Origin of the sequence: Actinopolymorpha cephalotaxi (assembly GCF_013408535.1) — a bacterium.
GTDB classification, from domain to species: domain Bacteria; phylum Actinomycetota; class Actinomycetes; order Propionibacteriales; family Actinopolymorphaceae; genus Actinopolymorpha; species Actinopolymorpha cephalotaxi.
In genome coordinates this window covers 3482916-3500313 of record NZ_JACBZA010000001.1, presented here as the reverse complement: position 1 = coordinate 3500313, position 17398 = coordinate 3482916, and the positions used below count along the sequence as shown (strand labels likewise).

The 17398-nt window shown below is 69.6% G+C and carries 13 protein-coding genes; 4 read left to right on the top strand and 9 right to left on the bottom strand.

The window, feature by feature from the left end; all coding sequences use genetic code 11:
• Window positions 1-2 precede the first annotated feature (2 nt).
• A complete protein-coding gene (locus FHR37_RS15340; RefSeq protein WP_092888075.1) occupies window positions 3-1385 on the bottom strand; it encodes an MFS transporter in 1383 nt (460 codons plus the stop codon).
• 205 nt (window positions 1386-1590) lie between these two features.
• Between FHR37_RS15340 and FHR37_RS15335 the strand changes: the two genes are divergently transcribed.
• Window positions 1591-2442: an HAD family acid phosphatase gene (locus tag FHR37_RS15335; RefSeq protein ID WP_092888072.1), complete on the top strand. Its 852-nt coding sequence runs from the start codon at window positions 1591-1593 to the stop codon at window positions 2440-2442.
• Here the strand turns inward: FHR37_RS15335 and FHR37_RS15330 are convergent.
• Window positions 2408-2650, bottom strand: a complete 243-nt coding sequence (locus tag FHR37_RS15330; protein WP_092888069.1) for a hypothetical protein — start codon at window positions 2648-2650, stop codon at window positions 2408-2410. The genes FHR37_RS15335 and FHR37_RS15330 overlap by 35 nt on opposite strands.
• Before the next feature lie 15 nt (window positions 2651-2665).
• Between FHR37_RS15330 and FHR37_RS15325 the strand changes: the two genes are divergently transcribed.
• Window positions 2666-5821 (top strand): BTAD domain-containing putative transcriptional regulator, encoded by a 3156-nt coding sequence (locus FHR37_RS15325; protein ID WP_092888066.1) that lies wholly within the window; start codon window positions 2666-2668, stop codon window positions 5819-5821.
• 75 nt (window positions 5822-5896) lie between these two features.
• On the opposite strand, the gene FHR37_RS15320 is transcribed toward FHR37_RS15325, so the two are convergent.
• The 4 genes from FHR37_RS15320 to FHR37_RS15305 form a co-directional block, all read right to left on the bottom strand.
• Entirely contained in the window at window positions 5897-6046 is a 150-nt protein-coding gene (locus tag FHR37_RS15320) for a hypothetical protein (RefSeq protein ID WP_175542769.1), read from the bottom strand.
• 98 nt (window positions 6047-6144) lie between these two features.
• Entirely contained in the window at window positions 6145-6756 is a 612-nt protein-coding gene (locus FHR37_RS15315) for a hypothetical protein (protein ID WP_092888063.1), read from the bottom strand.
• A gap of 163 nt (window positions 6757-6919) precedes the next feature.
• Window positions 6920-7663 carry an ABC transporter permease gene (locus FHR37_RS15310; RefSeq protein WP_092888060.1) on the bottom strand — a complete coding sequence of 248 codons (744 nt, stop codon included), beginning with the start codon at window positions 7661-7663 and terminating at the stop codon, window positions 6920-6922.
• On the bottom strand, window positions 7660-8601 hold the full coding sequence (locus tag FHR37_RS15305; protein WP_092888057.1) for an ATP-binding cassette domain-containing protein: 942 nt from the start codon (window positions 8599-8601) through the stop codon (window positions 7660-7662). The genes FHR37_RS15310 and FHR37_RS15305 overlap by 4 nt, the downstream gene beginning before the upstream one ends.
• Window positions 8602-8865: 264 nt before the next feature.
• Here FHR37_RS15305 and FHR37_RS15300 point away from each other — a divergent pair, with 264 nt between their 5' ends.
• Entirely contained in the window at window positions 8866-11028 is a 2163-nt protein-coding gene (locus tag FHR37_RS15300; protein ID WP_092888054.1) for an ABC transporter substrate-binding protein, read from the top strand.
• A gap of 60 nt (window positions 11029-11088) precedes the next feature.
• On the opposite strand, the gene FHR37_RS15295 is transcribed toward FHR37_RS15300, so the two are convergent.
• From FHR37_RS15295 to FHR37_RS15285, 3 genes are read right to left on the bottom strand one after another with little or no spacing between them, the layout of a single operon-like run.
• Window positions 11089-13920 carry a glycoside hydrolase family 10 protein gene (locus tag FHR37_RS15295; RefSeq protein WP_092888051.1) on the bottom strand — a complete coding sequence of 944 codons (2832 nt, stop codon included), beginning with the start codon at window positions 13918-13920 and terminating at the stop codon, window positions 11089-11091.
• 9 nt (window positions 13921-13929) lie between these two features.
• The gene (locus tag FHR37_RS15290) at window positions 13930-15105 is read right to left on the bottom strand and encodes a mandelate racemase/muconate lactonizing enzyme family protein (protein WP_092888048.1); all 1176 of its coding nucleotides are present in this window, start codon (window positions 15103-15105) and stop codon (window positions 13930-13932) included.
• Window positions 15102-16106: a dihydrodipicolinate synthase family protein gene (locus FHR37_RS15285; RefSeq protein ID WP_139239144.1), complete on the bottom strand. Its 1005-nt coding sequence runs from the start codon at window positions 16104-16106 to the stop codon at window positions 15102-15104. Before FHR37_RS15285 ends, FHR37_RS15290 begins: the two co-directional genes overlap by 4 nt.
• A gap of 296 nt (window positions 16107-16402) precedes the next feature.
• Between FHR37_RS15285 and FHR37_RS15280 the strand changes: the two genes are divergently transcribed.
• Window positions 16403-17275, top strand: coding sequence for an NAD(P)-dependent oxidoreductase (locus FHR37_RS15280; protein WP_092888042.1), 873 nt, complete (start codon window positions 16403-16405; stop codon window positions 17273-17275).
• Window positions 17276-17398 lie beyond the last annotated feature (123 nt).

The following is a 17398-nucleotide window of genomic DNA, read 5'->3' as shown; positions in this document are numbered from 1 at the left end:
CCTCACGCTCCCGACGGCCGGTCGGCCAGCCGGGGTGCGTTCTCCACGTCCGGGCGCAACGACGCGTACGCGGTGGCGACGATGCCGATGACGGCGATCACGGCCGCGTAGACCACCACCGGCCACACGCTGTCGAACGCGGCGGTGAGAGCCGCGGCGATCAGCGGCGCGAAGCCACCGCCGAGCGTGTTGGAGATCTGGTAGCCGATGTTGACGCCCGTGGTGCGCGCCTCCACGTCGAACATCTCGGCCAGCATCGTCTGCAGTGTTCCCTGCATCGCCACACCGGGGATGACGAAGCCGACCACCATGCCCAGCCAGATGAGCGCCGCCACGTCCGTCTGGTAAAGCGCGAACGTCGGGTAGATCAGCAGCGCGAAACCGACACACGCGCCGATGTAGGTCCTGCGACGTCCGATCCGGTCCGAGAGCATTCCCCACAGCGGTGCGACGAAGATCTGCAGGGCGCCGACGATCATCGTGCCGATGAAGCCGACCTGGGCCTGGGTGCCCTTGGACACCATGTAGGCAAGGCCGAACGTGAGGATGACGTAGCCGGCGATGCTCTGCGGCAGGCCGATGAGGATGCCGAGCAGGGCGTTCTTCGGGTGCCGGAAGACCTCCTTCAGCGGAAGCTCGCGCTTCGCCTGATTCCCCGGCTCTGCCTGCTTCGCCTGTGCGGCCTTGAGGTTCGCGTGCTCCTTGAACTCCTCCGACTCCTCCAGCCGGGAGCGGAGTACGACGGCGACGACGGCGAGCACCAGCGCGAAGAGGAACGGGATTCGCCATCCCCAGGTCATGAAGAACTGTTCGGAGCCGATTCCCAGTGCGGCCATGAACCCGGCCGAGGCGACGTTCGCGACCCCCGCACCGCTGATCAGCAGGGCGCCGAACAGTCCGCGCCGGCCCACCGGGGCGTGCTCGATGACGAGGGACGCGGCTCCGCCCATCTCACCGCCCACGAACAGGCCCTGCAGCATCCGGAAGAACAGCAGCAGGATCGGCGCCGCGATGCCGATGCTGTCGGCGGAGGGGATCAGGCCGATGGCGGCGGTGACGATGCCCATCCCGACGACCGTCATCATCAACGCCTTCTTGCGTCCCATCCGGTCGCCCACGTGACCGAACAGCACTCCGCCGATCGGGCGCAGGAGGAAGCCGAACGCGAAGGTGGCAAAGGACTCCAGCGTGCCCACCGTGGCGGTGGATTCGGGGAAGAACACCGTGGGGAAGACGGTGGCGGAGGCGAGTCCGTAGAGGTAGTAGTCGTAGTACTCCATCAGCGTGCCGATGGCCCCGCCCGCGACCATGCGCCGCTGCCTGGGTGGTACGCCGACGGCGCGCCGCTCGGTCTGCTGCTCGTCCGTGCGCGGCGTCGGTTCCATGGAGGTCTCCTTGTCGCGGGGGTCCGGTCTGCTTTCAGGCGTGATCCCCTTGTGTACTCCCTCCCACCGACAGGTGATCACCGCACCCCGGCCCAGCCGGCACATCACCCCTTGCACCCCGGTCCACCGGGCGCGTCCGGTGGCGCCTGTCCCCGCTCGGGTCTAGGTTGCGCAGGCAACGTTCCACTCCTGATGGGAAACCACTGTGTTCGGGAAGTTCGGGAAGTCCTGGCGTCACCCCTCCCGCCGGTTCGCCGTCACCGCGGCCGTGCTCGCCGTCCTGTCACTCGCCGGTGGAGGCGTCGCGGTCGCGGCGTCCACCGAGCCCGCCATCAAGACCTTCACCCCGCGCTCGGAGCGCCAGATCACCAACATCGACGTGCTCCGTCAGCAGATCCGCAACTACTACGGCGACCCGAACGGCACCGGCGTCGCCGCGAACGACGGCAACTACGCCAAGGAGGCCGAGTCCGTCGCGGCCAGGGGCGAGCGCTACCTGAGCCGGCCGCATCGTACGCACGGGACGAAGGCCATCGTCCTCGACGTCGACGACACCACGCTGTCGACCTGGAACTACGAGATCTTCAGCAACTGGGCGTACAACCCGGCCACCAACGCGACGTTCGTCACCGAGCAGCGCTTCCCCGCGGTCTTCGGCATGGTCGACCTCGTCCGCACCGCCGAGCGTGAGGGCTACGCCGTGTTCTACCTGACCGGACGTCCGGCCGCACAGGAGGACGCCACGCTGGGCAACCTCACCGCCGACGGGATCGGGGTGGACGCGGGCTACCCCAAGCCCACCGACCTCAGCGCCGACGAGGACGGGCTGTTCACCAAGCCGGCCGTCGCGAACTACCCCGACTACCTGCGGACGGCCTGCGCCGGTGACCCCAACGGATCCTGTACGACAATCCATTACAAGTCCGCCACCCGCAGGCACATCGAGTCGCTCGGCTACGACATCGTGGCGAACTTCGGCGACCAGTACAGCGACCTGAAGGGCGGCTACGCAGACCGGACCTTCAAGCTGCCGAACCCGAACTACTACCTGCCCTGATCGAGTTTCGCCGTACGGCAGAACGGCTGAACGCGCACAGCATTGCCCGGCCGGGACACATCCGCCCGGCCGGGCTGTCCGCCACGGACAGGTAGCGCATCAGCTCCTCGACGGCTCCCGGCATCAGGTCCGGCGCGGCCCGCAGCTCGGCCGGCTGCTCGGGGTGCTCCGGGAGCGACGATGCTCCGAAGGCCGACTGGCAGGCCATGGCAAAATCAGCCGGGTGCAGGTCGGGATACTCGGACCCTTCGAGGTTCGTACGGACGACGGCGCCCTGGCCGACGTGCCCGGCGCCCGGTTGCGCGCGCTGATGATCGCCCTCGCCCTCGAGCCGGGGCGTGCGGTCCCGAAGGCCACCCTCGTCGACTGGATCTGGGGTGAGCACCCGCCCGCCGACGCGGCGAACGCCCTGCAGCGGTTGGCGTCCCGGCTGCGGAAGGCACTGCCGGCCGGGTCCGTCGAGGGGCAGCCGGACGGCTACCGGCTGCTGGTCGAAGCCGATGACGTCGACGCCGTACGATTCGAACGCCTCCTCGCCGGTGCCCGCGCCGAGGACGACCTACGGCGGCTGCGCGAGGCCCTTGCACTGTGGCGGGGCGCGGCCATGCAGGACGTCGCGTTGCCCGACAGCGGGGCGTTCGACGCGGCGGTCACCCGGCTGGAAGGTCTCCGGCTGGCGGCGATGGAGGATCGTTACGACGCGGAGACCCGCCTCGGCCACGGCGCGGACCTGGTCACCGAGCTCACCGACCTGGTGGCCGCTCACCCGGTGCGCGAACGTCTCGTCGCCGCCCTGATGCGAGCCCTCGTCGCCACCGGCCGGGACACCGAGGCGCTGCGGCTCTTTGAACGTACGAGAGAAGCCCTGGCCGACGAGCTCGGCGCCGACCCCTCACCGGAGCTGTCCGCGGTGCACGTCGCCGTGCTGCGAGGCGAGCTGGGCGGCCGGGAGCCGGCGCGACGGGAACAACCTGTCAAGACCAACTTGCGCGCAGAGCTGACCAGCTACGTCGGCAAGGACGCCGACGTCACCGCGGTCCGCGAGCTCCTCGCCGAGCACCGACTCACCACGCTGATCGGCCCCGGCGGTTCGGGCAAGACCAGGTTGGCGACCGAGACCGCCCGCACAGTGGTCGGTGACCTTCCGGACGGAGCCTGGCTGGTCGAACTCGCGGCCATCGGCGCCGAGGGTGACGTGGCGCAAGCCACGCTTGACGCGCTCCGGCTGCGGGACGCGTTGCTCGGCGAGTCACCGGACGCGGAGCCGACGGACCGGGTGGTCGCCGCGCTCCGCGATCGGGCGATGGTGCTGGTGCTGGACAACTGCGAGCACGTGATCGAGTCCGCGGCGACGTTCGCCCATCGGGTCCTGGGGGAGTGCCGGCGGCTGCGGATCCTGGCGACCAGCAGGGAACCCCTCGGCATCACCGGGGAGGCATTGTGGCCGGTCGCGCCCCTGGTGCTCCCGGCGGAGGGCGCCGCCGCGAGCGAGATCGAGTCCGCACCGGCCATCCAGTTGCTGCGGGACCGGGCCGGCGCCGTACGCAAGGACCTCGCGAGCGAAGCGGCCGACGCCCACACGCTGGCCACCCTGGCGCGCGTGTGCCGGGCGCTGGACGGAATGCCGCTGGCGATCGAGCTCGCCGCGGCCAGGCTGCGCACCATGTCCCTCGATCAGCTAGCCAACCGGCTCGACGACCGGTTCCGCCTGCTGACCGGCGGCAGCCGGACCGCACTGCCCCGGCACCGGACGCTGCGCGCGGTGGTCGACTGGAGCTGGGAGCTGCTCACCGATGCCGAACGCGCGGTCCTGCGCAGGCTCTCGGTGTTCTCCGGTGGCGCGAGCCTGGAGGCCGCCGAGGGGGTCTGCGCCGGTGTCGCGGGCCAGGCGGTTGAGTCGGGCCAGGTGCTGGAGCTGCTGACCGCCCTGGTGGAGAAGTCGCTGGTGGTCACCGAGGGCGAGGGGGCTCCGCGCTATCGCATGCTCGGCACGATCAAGGAGTACGCCGAACAGCGGCTCGCGGAGGCGCGGGAGTCGGAGCCGGCCCGCCGCGCGCACCTGGCGTACTTCACCGAACTCGCCGAGACCGCCGAGCCGCACCTGCGCCGCTCCGAGCAGGTGGAATGGCTTGCGGTGCTGGAGTCCGAGCACGACAACATCGCCGCCGCGATGCGGGCCGCACTCGCGGCCGGCGAGGCGCAGGGGGCGATGCGGCTCACCGCCGCCGCCGGGTGGTACTGGATGCTCGGCGGGCACCGGGCCGAAGGCATCGAGCTGTCCACCGCGGCGGCCGGCATGTCCGGCGAGGTCGCCGACCACATCCGGGCGACGGCGTACGCGTTCGCCGCGTACTTCGTCACCGCCGGGCAGGCGTCGGAGTACGAGGCCCGGGAGTGGATCCATCAGGCGTACGAACTCAGTCAGCGCGTTGAAATCCCGCACCCGGCGCTGGGGTTCGTCGCGGTGCTGGAACGCATGCTGGTGGCACCGGGCGACTTCCTGCCGGCGTTCGACCCGCTGCTCGTCGCCGACGACCCGTGGACCCGTGCGAACGCGAGGCTGACCCGCGGCCGGATGCGGATCCTGCTCGGTCACGACGAACGCGACGCGGACGCCGACATCGAGACCGCGCTCGCGGAGTTCGGTGCGATCGGTGAACGCTGGGGCGTCTCGTTCGCGCTGACCGCGCTGGCCGACCGGCTCGCGGTGCGGGGAGAGTTCGACCGCGCGTGCCGGCACTACGATCAGGCGGTCGAGGCCGTCACCGCGGTCGGCGCCATCGAGGACGCGCTCCGGATCCGGTCGCAGCAGGCGCAGGTGTACTGGCTGGCCGGTGACCATGAGGCGAGTGCGTTGGCCATGGCCGAGGCGCAGCAGTACGCGGACCGGATCGTCTGGCCGGATGCGCTTGCCCAACTGGCGTTCGTGAAGGCGGAGCTCGCCCGGTGGCAAGGCGACGTTGACGAGGCGTACGCGCAACTCACCCGGGCCGGGGCGGTGCTGGGAGACGGGGCGGAGTACATCAAGGGAGTCACTCACGACCTGCTCGGCTACCTCAGCGAGGACCTCGACCAGGCCCGTGAACACCGCGTCGCGGCGTTCGAGGCGGTGTCGGAGCAGGGCAACGCGCCCCTGATCGCGCGGGTACTCGTCGGGATCGCGGACCTGGCACTGCGCCAGGACCAGTACGACCAGGCCGCACGGTTGCTCGCGGCGAGCACGAGCGTGCGCGGGCTGGCCGATCGCTCCCTGCCGGACGTCGCGCGGATCGAGCAGGAGGCCCGGCGCCACCTCGGCGACGCGAGGTTCACCGAGGCGACGCAGGAGGGGGCTGAGGCGGACTGGCGCTATCTCGCCGCCGTCACGCTCGCCCCCTGAACGTCGACACGCCCAGTGGTTTGAGCGCGGCCGATCTCGGGACCACCTTCGCCCCCCGCCGAAACGGGTTCTCCGCTAGTCGCTGACCTCGACGCACAGCCGACCGCTGACTCGCTCGGAGCACTGGTCGTTCGAGCTGGCCGACACGTATCGGTAAGCGACCAGCCCGGCGCCCGCGACGGCGACCAGGGCGACGACCGCCACCACCTTTGCCCGGACACTCATGGCCTGCTCTCCTCCGGGTTGCCGAGTGGGCCGTCGGCTGTCACCCAGCGGCCGAAGTCATCGTCGAAGTACTGAATCTCGATAATGCCGATCATGGGCTACCGACGGCTCCGGAGAGCGTGGATCATCTCGTCCATGCGCGGAAAGAACCCGTCCAGCAGCGCACCGACGTTCAGCACCCCGTAGACCAGTGCCTTCTCCAGCTCGCCGGCCTGAGCGAATTGCTGAGCCTTGTCGAAGTACGGCTCAGCTTCGGGCGGGTAGTCGTTGCGGCCCTCGCGGAGGTTGATTGCCGTGATCTGGTGTTCGAGGCTTTGCAGCGTCTTGCTCAGCCCGATCATCATGTAGACGACTGCGGTGTCGGTACTGCCGGCTTCGACCGCCTCCAGCGCCTTCCTGGTGTAGTCGTCGCGCGCCCCCATGGTCCAGCCCTCGCCTGGCTGTTCGTCGTGCTCGTTCATGCGCGTCGTCCTCACTCGGTCGTCCAGTTCATCAGGTGATATCCAGCCGCCGTCTGGGTCGGGGTTGGTGATGAGCACGCGCCGTGCTGTCTGTCCGCGCGCCCACTCGATCGCTTCGTCTCGGCGCACATAGTCGATCTCACCGATCGACTCTCCGGTGGCATCGTCCTGCCACGACGCGCCCCAGGTCGACCCACTCGGATCCGGACCGTGGTAGTTGATCCAGATCGTTCCGCGTGGAGTGTCCATGACCCCTATCTATCCCCGAGGCGGCGAGTCGATGCCACGGCCACGCAGGTAGCGCGGTCGGAACAGCGTGCATTTGGGTGACGCGTCGTGGGCGAGGCGGTGACGCGAAGTTCACCGAGGCGACGCGGGAGGGGTCTGAGGCGGACTGGCGAGCTCGCCGCCGTCACGCTCGCTTCCTGAACGTCGAGCGCGCCCACACGTACCCGACGATCGCGATCCCGGCGCACCAGGCGACGGCGACGACCGTGGTGCCGGCCGACGGTGCGCCGTTCAGCAACCCACGCAGGGTTTCGATGATCGGCGTGAACGGCTGGTACTCCGCGAACTGCCGTACGCCAGGCCCCATCTTGTCCGCCGGCACGATCGCGCTGCTGAAGAACGGCAGCATCACCAGTGGCACCGACGCCAGGCCCGCCGTCTCCGGGGACTTCGCCGCCAGCCCGAGGGCGATCGTGAGCCAGCCGGCCGCGAGTCCCAGCAGTACGACGATGCCGACCGCTCCGAGCCAGTCGAGCATCCCTGCCGAGGGACGGAAACCCAGCGCGAACGCCACCCCGACCAGGGCCGCGACGGCCACCAGGTTGGTCAGCACACTGGCGACGACGTGCCCGGTGAGCACCGCGCCACGGGAGACGTCCATGACCTTGAACCGGTTGATGATGCCCTTTGTCATGTCGGCGTTGACAGCCGTGGCCACCGATCCCAGTCCGTAGCAGACGGCCAGCAGCATCAGGCCGGGCGTCGCGTAGTCCACGTAGTCCACGCCGACGCTGAACGCGTCACCGAGCATGTAGACGAACATCAGCATCACCACGACCGGCATCAGGATCGCGTTGAACACCGTCATCGGGTTCCGGGCGACGTGCTTGAAGTTGCGGCGCAACATCACCATCGAATGGGACTTCATTTCGCGACCACCTCCGTGGCGTGGCCCGTCAGGGCGAGGAAAACGTCGTCGAGGTCGGGGGTGTGGACGGAGAGCTCCTCGGCACCGAGGGAGTACTCGTCGAGCCGGTCCAGCAGCGCACGCACGGACCTGGTGCCGCCGTCGCTGGGTACGCGGAGTGCCAGGGCCTCCTCGTCCCGGAGGGAGTCGGTGAGGACCAGCGCGGCCGCGTCGAGTTCAGCGGCGGTGGCGAACCGGAGCCGGACGTGGGTACCCGGGAGCCGGCGCTTGAGCTCGTCGGGCGAGCCCTGGGCGACGATGCGACCCTGGTCGAGCACCGCGATCCGGTCGGCGAGCTGGTCGGCCTCGTCGAGGTACTGCGTGGTGAGGAAGATCGTCACGCCGTCGGCGACCAGCTCACGGATGATCGACCACATGGTGCGCCGGCTGCGCGGGTCCAGACCCGTCGTCGGCTCGTCCAGGAAGATGATCCGCGGGTTGCCGACGAGCGTCATCGCCAGGTCGAGCTTGCGGCGCATGCCGCCGGAGTACGCCGACACCGGCTTGCGCGCGGCCTCCACGAGATCGAAACGCTCCAGCAGAGAGGCGACGGTCCGTCTGCCCTCCCCGGCGCGGACCGGGGCGAGGTCCACCATCAGCTGGAGGTTCTCCTGCCCGGTCAGCAACTCGTCCACCGCCGCGAACTGACCGGTGACCCCGATCGCCCCGCGTACGGCCTTCGCCTCCGTCGCCACGTCGTGACCGGCGACGCGGACCGTGCCGCCATCGGCCCTGATCAACGTCGTCAGGACGTTCACCGCCGTGGTCTTGCCGGCGCCGTTCGGGCCGAGGAGGGAAAAGATCGTTCCAGAAGGGACGTCGAGGTCGATGCCGTCGAGCACGACCTTGTCCTTGTACGCCTTGCGCAGTCCGGAGACCGCGATCGCTGAACTCGTCATGCGGTGACTCTCGCCGCGCGCCCTGACACGGACCTGACCTCGCCCTGACACGGGCCGCCGACGCCGCGTCAGCCCGGTTTCGGCGCGAGGAGTGTTCGTTCTGACGCGGTCCGCACGGGTGTCTCAGTGGCCGGAATGGGACACGGCGATCGTCGTGCATCAGCGCTGATCGTCTCTATTCTTCTCGGCATCAGGTAAGACCTTTGTCAGAACTTTGACTTCAGCGGCCTCGATCCGCACCAACGAGAACGGGTGGTGATACGCATGGTCCGTCGGCCGGCGACCCAGGACATTCCAGCCGGTAGCCAGCGGGAAGGTCTGACGCGCCGGGCGCTCCTGTACCGGTCCGGTGTCGTGGCGGCGGTCTTCACCGTCGGTGCCTGCAGTTCCGGCTCGGGTGAGCAGGCGGGGCCGAAGAAGGGGACGACGTCATCCGGAAGCCCGAATCGCAAGGGGTCGGCACGTAAGCCGCTCGCGGCCCCGGCGTCGTTCAAGGAGGCACCCTCGCTTGCCGCGCAGGTGAAACAGGGCACGCTGCCACCGGTGGAGAAGCGGCTGCCGGACAAGCCCTACGTCGTTCCGCACAACTGGCTGGACTCGGGCAAGTACGGCGGCGACCTGCGGTTGATGCTGCCTGCCACCGACGACGGCCAGTTGAAGCAGTACATGTACGGCCACTCCCCGTTGCGCTGGCTCAACGACGGCCTCGACATCGGACCGGGTCTGGTGGAGAGCTGGGAGGCCAACGCCGACGCATCCTTGTGGACGCTGCACTTCCGCAAGGGGTTGAAGTGGTCCGACGGCCAGCCGTGGACCACCGCGGACGTGATGTTCTGGTGGGAGGACATGATCCTCAACAAGGAGCACTCGGAGGTTCCGCCGGACGAGGCGAAGTCGGGCAAGGGCACGGTCATGAAGATGACCGCGCCCGACGACTACACGATCGAGATGAAGTTCGACGCACCCGCACCGCTCACCGCGGACCGGCTCGCCATGCGGGTCAAGCGTGGTGCCGGCCCCACGTGGATGGAGCCGAAGCACTACCTCAAGCAGTTCCACCCGAAGTACAACCCGTCCGTGGACAAGAACTGGGCCACCGCCGACGGCGAGTTCGAGAAGAAGCGCAACTGGCAGACCAACCCGGACAATCCGACCATGACCGGCTGGCGGCTGAAGTCGTACAAGGAAGGCCGCCAGGTCACCTGGGAACGCAACCCCTACTACTGGTGCGTCGACCGGCAGGGCAACCAGCTTCCCTTCATCGACACGCTCACGGCCAGCGCCGTGCAGAACACCGAGGTCGCCAAGCTGCAGATCCAGCAGGGCAAGCTCGACTTCCTCGTCGGCTCGTTCATGGGCGTGGTGCTGAGCGACATCTCGGGGCTGAAGTCCGCGCAAGCGAAGAGCAAGGTCGAGCCTATCCTGTGGGACACCGGCGACGGCACGGGCGCGGCCGTGTTCTTCAACTACGACTACTACGAGGAGAACATTCGCAAGCTCATCCGCGAGCCGAAGTTCCGGCAGGCGCTCTCACACGCCACCAACCGCGACGACGCCCAGAAGTCGATCTACTTCAACACCGGCCAGAAGACCACCGGCACGATGAGCGTCAAGGCGATCGAGTACCACGTCAGCGACCAGGGCGAGCAGATCTACCAGCAGTGGCGCGACAGCTACGTGAAGTACGACCCGGAGAAGGCCAAGGCCCTGCTGGACGAGCTCGGCGTGGTGGACAAGGACGGCGACGGCAAGCGGGAGGCGCCGGACGGCAGCAAACTGATCATCCGGCTGCAGTACGGCTCCGACGTCGGCAGCCAGTACAGGAAGAACAACGACCTGCTGGAGCGGGACTGGAAGGCGATCGGGCTCGACGCCCGTCAGTACCCCATCGCGCCCGAGGCCTACGGCACCGAGTGGAACGACGGCAAGCTGATGTCGAACTCGGGCTGGGGTGTCGGTGACGGCCCGAACTGCCTGGTCTACCCGCAGTGGCTGGTGCCGCTGGAGCCGAGCAGGTGGGCGCCGCTGGAGGGCCAGTACTACAACGTACGAGGCACTCCCGAGGAAGGTACGGAAGAGAACGTCGACCCGTACAAGCGGACACCGCCCCGGATGGCGCCCGAGCCGGGCGGGCCGGTCGATCGCCTCTGGAAGCTGTACGACAAGAGCAAGACCGAGGCCGACGAGCTGGCACGGCACCGACTGGTGTGGGAGATCACGAAGATCCACATCAAGGAGGGGCCGTTCTTCCAGGGCTCGGTGTCGAACGCGCCCGAGGTCGTACTCGTCCACAAGGACCTGAAGAACGTTCCCCGTAAGGAGAACCTCGCCCAGGGCGGGTTCACCGCCCCGTCGATCCACCCGACGCCGGCGGTGTACGACCCGGAGGCGATGTTCTGGTCCAACCCCGAGCAGCACAAGGGCTGACCGGGCCGGGCTGCCCACCGGCCCTGTGTCAACCGCAGGTTGCGCGCACCGCGCGAGCTGTCAACGGCACAGGGCCGGGAGGTCGTCACGAAGAAGCCGGTCGAGGTGGGCCAGCTTCTTCGTGACACTCCCCGGGCCGAACAGCCCGCCACGGGGGACACCCTGCTGGTTGCTGTCGGCGGAGTTGGCGTAGCCGAGGCGGGAGTCTGCACGCAGATAGGGGAGAACCTCCGTGCAGTTGGCCCGCTCGGCCTCGGCGATCCGGGTCAGCTCGTCGACGACCGCGTGACGCTGCGGACCCTCGGTCGCCTCGGCGAGCCGCGCCCTTGCCAGGTAGAACTCCCCGACGTGGATGGCGCTGTGCACGCAGGCGAGCAGGCTGACGGCGACGCCGATCTCGCGGTCGAGGTCGACCCGATCCCCGGTGGCCACCAGGCCGGTGGCGGCTCGTAGCTCCGCGACGCCGCGAGCCCAGGGTTCGGCCAGCCGGCGCAACTGCGCAAGCGTGGCTTGCGGTCCCCACGGCTCGGTCCAGGACAGGTCGTTGTGGAACTGCCGCTGGGCACCGTGCCAGGGCTGGTAGGCGGGGTCGAGGAACAGCGGGTGGGCCGGGCCGGACTGGATCGGCCCGAGCGCCATCGGACTGGACAGTGGATACTCCCGGATCGCCTGGCTGAACAGCTGCCAGGCATCCAGGACGCGGTCGGCGGCCGCGGCACCGAAGTCGCGGACGGCGATGCGCCGCAGCAGCGTGTCCGGATCGTGCGGGCCGTCCCAGACCGCCCAGTGGAGCAGGTCGCCTGCGCGGCTGGGTAGGAAGCCGTAGTGCATCCAGTTGACCATGACACCGGAGGTGTGCGGCAGGGCCGCGATCCGGTTGTAGCGTTCGACCCACTGCGCGAAGGCCGGGATGTACGGAGTGGTGATGAACTCGAGCGCGATCGCGTGCTCGGTCTTGGTCCACAGCCGCAACCCGTGTCGCCGCGCGAGATCGTGCTGCGTGGCGAACCGGTCGGAGGGACCCAGGATGCTGATCGGATAGTCGTACGCCGGGATGGACTGTGCGCCGACGGAGACCCGGCCCTCCTTGGCGAACTCGGTGAGCAGCGTGGTGTCCGAGGGAAGTCGCGGGATGAGCCGGGACTGCGTCGGGTCGGCCGCCGACCACCAGTTGGTCGCGCTGTAGGGCCAGGCGGCGACGGTGACCGCCGGGTCGGCCGCGTGGGCCGCTTCGGTGATCATGGCCACCAGCCGGGCCACGACGTCGGCCGCCGGGTGGGACCGGCAGCGCGGGCAGTCGTCGATCCGCGTGTGGCAGTGCAGGAATCCCTCGCCGCCGATGTTGAGGACGAGTGAGCCCAGCAGCGGCACCGCGGTCACCAGGTCGGTGATGCCGGAGCGGATGTGCTGCTGTACTTCGGGAACCGCGGCGCAGCAGACCGCGGTACCGCCGTACGCCTCGAACGTCGAGCCACGGACGCCGGGATGGCGTTCGAAGAACTCGTCCGGCTGCGGGTGGCTTTCCAGGTACACATGAACGCGGATGCCGTACCTCGCCGCGCGGTCCACCAGATCTGCGAGACGTTGCTGACGTTCGGCGACGCCGTCGTTGAGCTCGGGATAGACGGCGGAGTGGCCGAGCTCCTCCAGCTCCGCCAGGATCCAGATGCCGTTGCAGCCGGCGCGGGAGATCCGGGCCAGCACCTCGTCGCTGTAGGCGTCGGCGGAGCCGGTGAGCTCGCGCCGGGTTCCGAACGGCGCACACGTGATCCGGTCCGTCCACCGCGGGCTGCGGACGTGCCGCCCGAGCGGGAGGATCGGCGCGCGCCGCAGCCGCATCAGTGCCTCGGCATAGTGCAGGCCACGCATGAGTCCGAGCTCGGTGCCGGCGGTGAGGGTGACGGCCTGCTCGGTCACGTCCAGCTCGAACGCCTCGGCGCCGGGCAGGTCCGCGGTGGGATCGACCGCCAGCCGGAACGGTTTGCCGCCACGCAATGGGCATTCCATCGCGATCCGCAGGAAGTCGCCGAACTCCGCGACCGCCCTGCCCACCAGCGATCCGGCGTCCGGTGCGCTAGATGTGCCCGGTGTGCTCGGTGCGCTCGGTGCGCTCGGCGCCGCCCAGCCGTCGTCGAGCGCGATCTCACCGTCGGTGGGTACGACGTCGCGCCGTCGCACCGAACGGGTGAACAGCGGCCCGGTGAGCTGGTCGGCGAACGCGAACCGCTCCTCGCCTACAGCCGGGTGACCACCTGCTCCCTCGACCCGGAACGCGAGGCTGAGGCCGGTGACCGGCGCGGCGTCCTGGTCGAGCACCATCCCGCCACCGTAGGAGGGCGTGGTGGTGCCGTAGTCCAGGTTCATCGGGTTCTCGAACGTCGGCGGCTCCGCGTTCTCGACCTCCGACCAGCCGGGTGCGTAGCCGAAGTGGATGCGTACCTCCGGCCGGTCGGGCAGCACGGTCGCGGTGCCGAACCACTCGTAGCCGCCGGAGTCCGCCGCGGCGAGCTGGACCTGGAGATACAGCTCGCCACCGGCCGGCGCCGAAGGGTTCGGCGGCAGCTCGATCCAGGTCCACCGCTCGAACCACGGGCCGACGTCCTCCGCGGCGATGACACCTTCGGCGAGGTCGGCGCGGCCCCAGGCGCTGCCGAGCCGGTAGTGCAGGGGACCGGTGCCTTCGACGCGGCGCAGCTTGACCGCCACCCGGGCCGGCACGACTCCGAGTGGCACGGTGATCTGCTGGGTGACCGACGTACCCGGTGTCAACCGCCAGCTGACAGCGGCGTCCGACACCGGGTCGTAGTCGTGGGCCGACAGCGCGCCACCGGTGACCGCGCCCGGTGCGGCAGCGGCAGCGGCCGCACCGGGCGGGTCCGGCGTGACGTCCATGAAGAGTGCCTACCTCGTTCCGCCGCGATCGTACTCCGGCCTGAACGGGTGCCGGACGATCTCGTCGATGCGCAGCCGCGGGCCCAGCCCGGGATCGTCGGTCACCTGCCACATGCCGTTCTCCACCTTGGGCGGATTCTCGGCGTAGCGGTCCCAGAACTTCAGCTGCGCCGGCGTCAGCATGGACTCCGAGATCATGAAGTTGGGCAGGGTGGCCGCGAGGTGCCAGGTCGCGGCGCTGGTGAGCGGGCCGAACGGGTTGTGGAACGCGACCGATATCCCGTGCGTCTCGGCCACCGTCGCGATCCGCTTGGCCGCCGTGATGCCGCCGCAGAACGCGACGTCGGGCTGCACGATCGACAGCGCGTGCTGTTCGAGGAACGGCGCGGAGCCGTAGGGACCGGCCCACCGCTCGCCGGAGGCGATCGGGGTGGTGGAGCGGCGGGTGACCTCGGCCAGCCAGTCCGGTCGCTCGGGCGGGGTGGGCTCCTCGATGAACGTGAGCTGGTACGGCGCCAGCTCCTCACACAGCCGTACGGCGTTCGCGACGTTGAGCCGGCCGTGGCAGTCCAGCATCAGGTGCACGTCCGGGCCGACCGCCTCCCGGGCGGCCTGGAAGTACTCGCCGACCCGCTGCCAGATGGAGGTGGGGAGCAGCTCGGTCTCGGTCGTCCGGGCCGGGATCGAGGCCGGCACCTTGTGGTGCACGCTGGTCACCTGCGAGTAGAACCCGGGCAAGGTCGTCTTGACAGCGGTGAAACCCTTGTCCACCCGGTCCTTCACCTCTGCCGCGAACGTCTCGGGGCTCTCGGTGGCCCGGGCGTGGGTGTAGACCGGGACGGCGTCGCGAAACTTCCCGCCCAGCAGCCGGTGCACGGGTACGCCGAGACTGCGGGCGTTGAGGTCCCACAGCGCCATGTCCAGCGCCGCGATGCCGATCGTGAGCAGCGTGCCGCCCAGGAACGAGTCGCGGTACATCCGCTCGAAGTGCGCCTCGATCCGGGTCGGGTCCTCACCGACGAGGTACTCGCCGAGCTCCTCGATCAGCGCGGCGACCGTGCGGGTGCGCCGGCGCATCGCCACCTCGGCCTGGCCGACCACACCGTCGTCGGTCTCCACCTGTACGTAGATCGCGTTGTAGTAGCCGAACTCGGCAATCCACTGCCGGACCCCTGTCACCTTCATGTGTGCCTCCCAGGCGCGGCCGTGGCCGCCAGTTTCTCCGGCTTGTCACTCGCGTCGAGAATCTCCGCGAGGCGTTCCTCCTGCGATGGGGTCAGGTCCAGCAGGGGTGCCCGGCAGTGCCCGCCGGGCAGGCCGCGCAGCCTGAGAATCCCGCGGTAGATGGCCAGGTCGCCCACCGGTCCGAGCAGTTGCTCGGTGTACAGCCGCCTGATCGGCAGGATGCGTGCCCAGGCCTGCCGGGCGGCCGCCAGGTCCGCGCGGCCGATGGCGTCGAACAGTGCGAGAGCGTCGGCGGCGACGACGTTGAGGATGCCGCTGATCCAGCCGTCCGCGCCGCCGGCGAGCGCCTCCAGAGGTGCGGTGAAGCTGCCGTAGAGGATCCGGAACGCCTCGTCCGGCACCGCCGCCCGCGCCTCGTGCACCTGGTGGACGCTGGGGAAGGTGCTCTTCACCGCCGTGATCGCGCCGTCACCGAACAGCGCGGCCAGGTCGGCGGCCCGCAGCTCCGGCGCACCGGAGTTCGCCGGGTTGTTGTACGCCATCACCGGGATCGGGGACGCCGCACCGACGGAACGCAGGTGCCGCATCACCTCGTCCCGGGTGGGCTTCTGGAAGTACGGAAGGATCACGATCGCGCCGTCGGCACCGCGGCCGGCGGCGGCCCGGGTGAGCTCGATCGTCTCCTGGGTGGCGTACGCGCCGGTGCCCGCGACGACCGGCACCCGGCCCCGCACCGTCCTCACCGCGACCTGGACCAGCCGATCGCGTTCCGCGGGGGAGAGCCCGATGAACTCCCCGCTGGTCCCGCCGACCACGACGCCGTGCACGCCCTCGCTCACCAGCCGCTCGATGTGCTCGGCCGTGGCCACCTCGTCCAACGCGCCGTCGGCGTCGAACATGGTGAGCACCGCCGGCATGACTCCGCCCCACGACTCCTGGTCGCGGGGCGGACCGGACGGCGGTGCACCGGAAGTCGGTGCGCGATTCTCAGACGAGACCACCAGACGTACCTCCCTAACCTTCGGACAAGCAACCTAAGTCCTAGGTGGCCGGAGAGCAAGGATCTTGCGCAAGGTCGGTCAACGTGGCGGAGCGCCAGTGGGCTCGTTGACACTAACCGGGCCCGGTTCTACTGTCTGGCGACGAACTTCTGCCACTTTCGTTGCCGCGAACATGACGGGACCCACGCCGCACCGACGGGGCGAGGCCGGGTAATGTCGTGGCTCACCCAGCGCCGGCTCGCAGACATTCTCGGCCTGCCCTCTGGCGGGTCCAACCTAGGTCAGTTGTGAGGTGCATGGTGCGTGTGGGATGGATCGGCATCGGCCTGATGGGCCTGCCGATGTGCCGGCGGGTGCTCGAGGCCGGACACCAGGTCGCGGTCCTGCGACGAGGGGCCGAGGCGGTCGCGTCCCTCGCCACGTCCGGAGCCGAGGTTCGTGACCAGGTAGGCGACGTGGCCGCGGGCGCCGACGTCGTGGTGACCGTGCTGCCGACGCCCGCCGAGGTACGCGAGGTCTACCTCGGCGAGGGCGGGATCCTCGCGCACGCCGAACCCGGCACGGTCTGCGTCGACATGACCACCTCCTCGCCGGCCCTCGCCCGGGAGCTGGCCGAGGCCGGGGCCGCGCGGGACGTGACGGTCCTCGACGCGCCGGTCAGCGGCGGACCCTTCGGCGCCGAGAGCGGTCAGCTGTCGGTGATGGTCGGTGGCGACGAGGTACCCGTCGGCCACATCCGCCCGATCCTGGACTGCGTGGGCGCCACGGTCGTGCACCACGGCCCGGCCGGCGCGGGGCAACTGGCGAAGCTGGTCAACCAGGTGCTCGTCGCCGGGGTCACCCAGGCGACCTGCGAGGCGTTCGCCCTGGCCGGCGCCGGTGGGCTGGACCTCGGCCGGGTTCTCCAGTCCCTGCAGGCAGGAGCGGCCGGCTCACCGCTGACCGCGTTCCTCTGGGGCAAGCTCGCTGTCGGTGACGCCGCGCCCGGGTTCAAGCTCGGCCACCTGCTGAAGGATCTGAACCTCGCCCTCGACGAGGCACGCGAGCTCCGGCTCGAGTTGGCCGGCACCGCGCACGTGCAGGCGAGCGCCACGGCGCTGGCCGGGCGGCACGGCGCGGACGGCACGCAACTGCTCGCCGACGCGGTCACGCCGGGCACCTTCAACTGATCCGATGGACGACTCGCGACAGTCTTGCGGACGTGATCGACGAGTGCTTTAGTTAGGACCTATGTCTCAGATGCTCCTGAAACATCCGTGACTGGATGCAGGCAGGAGCAGCAGAGCGGAACG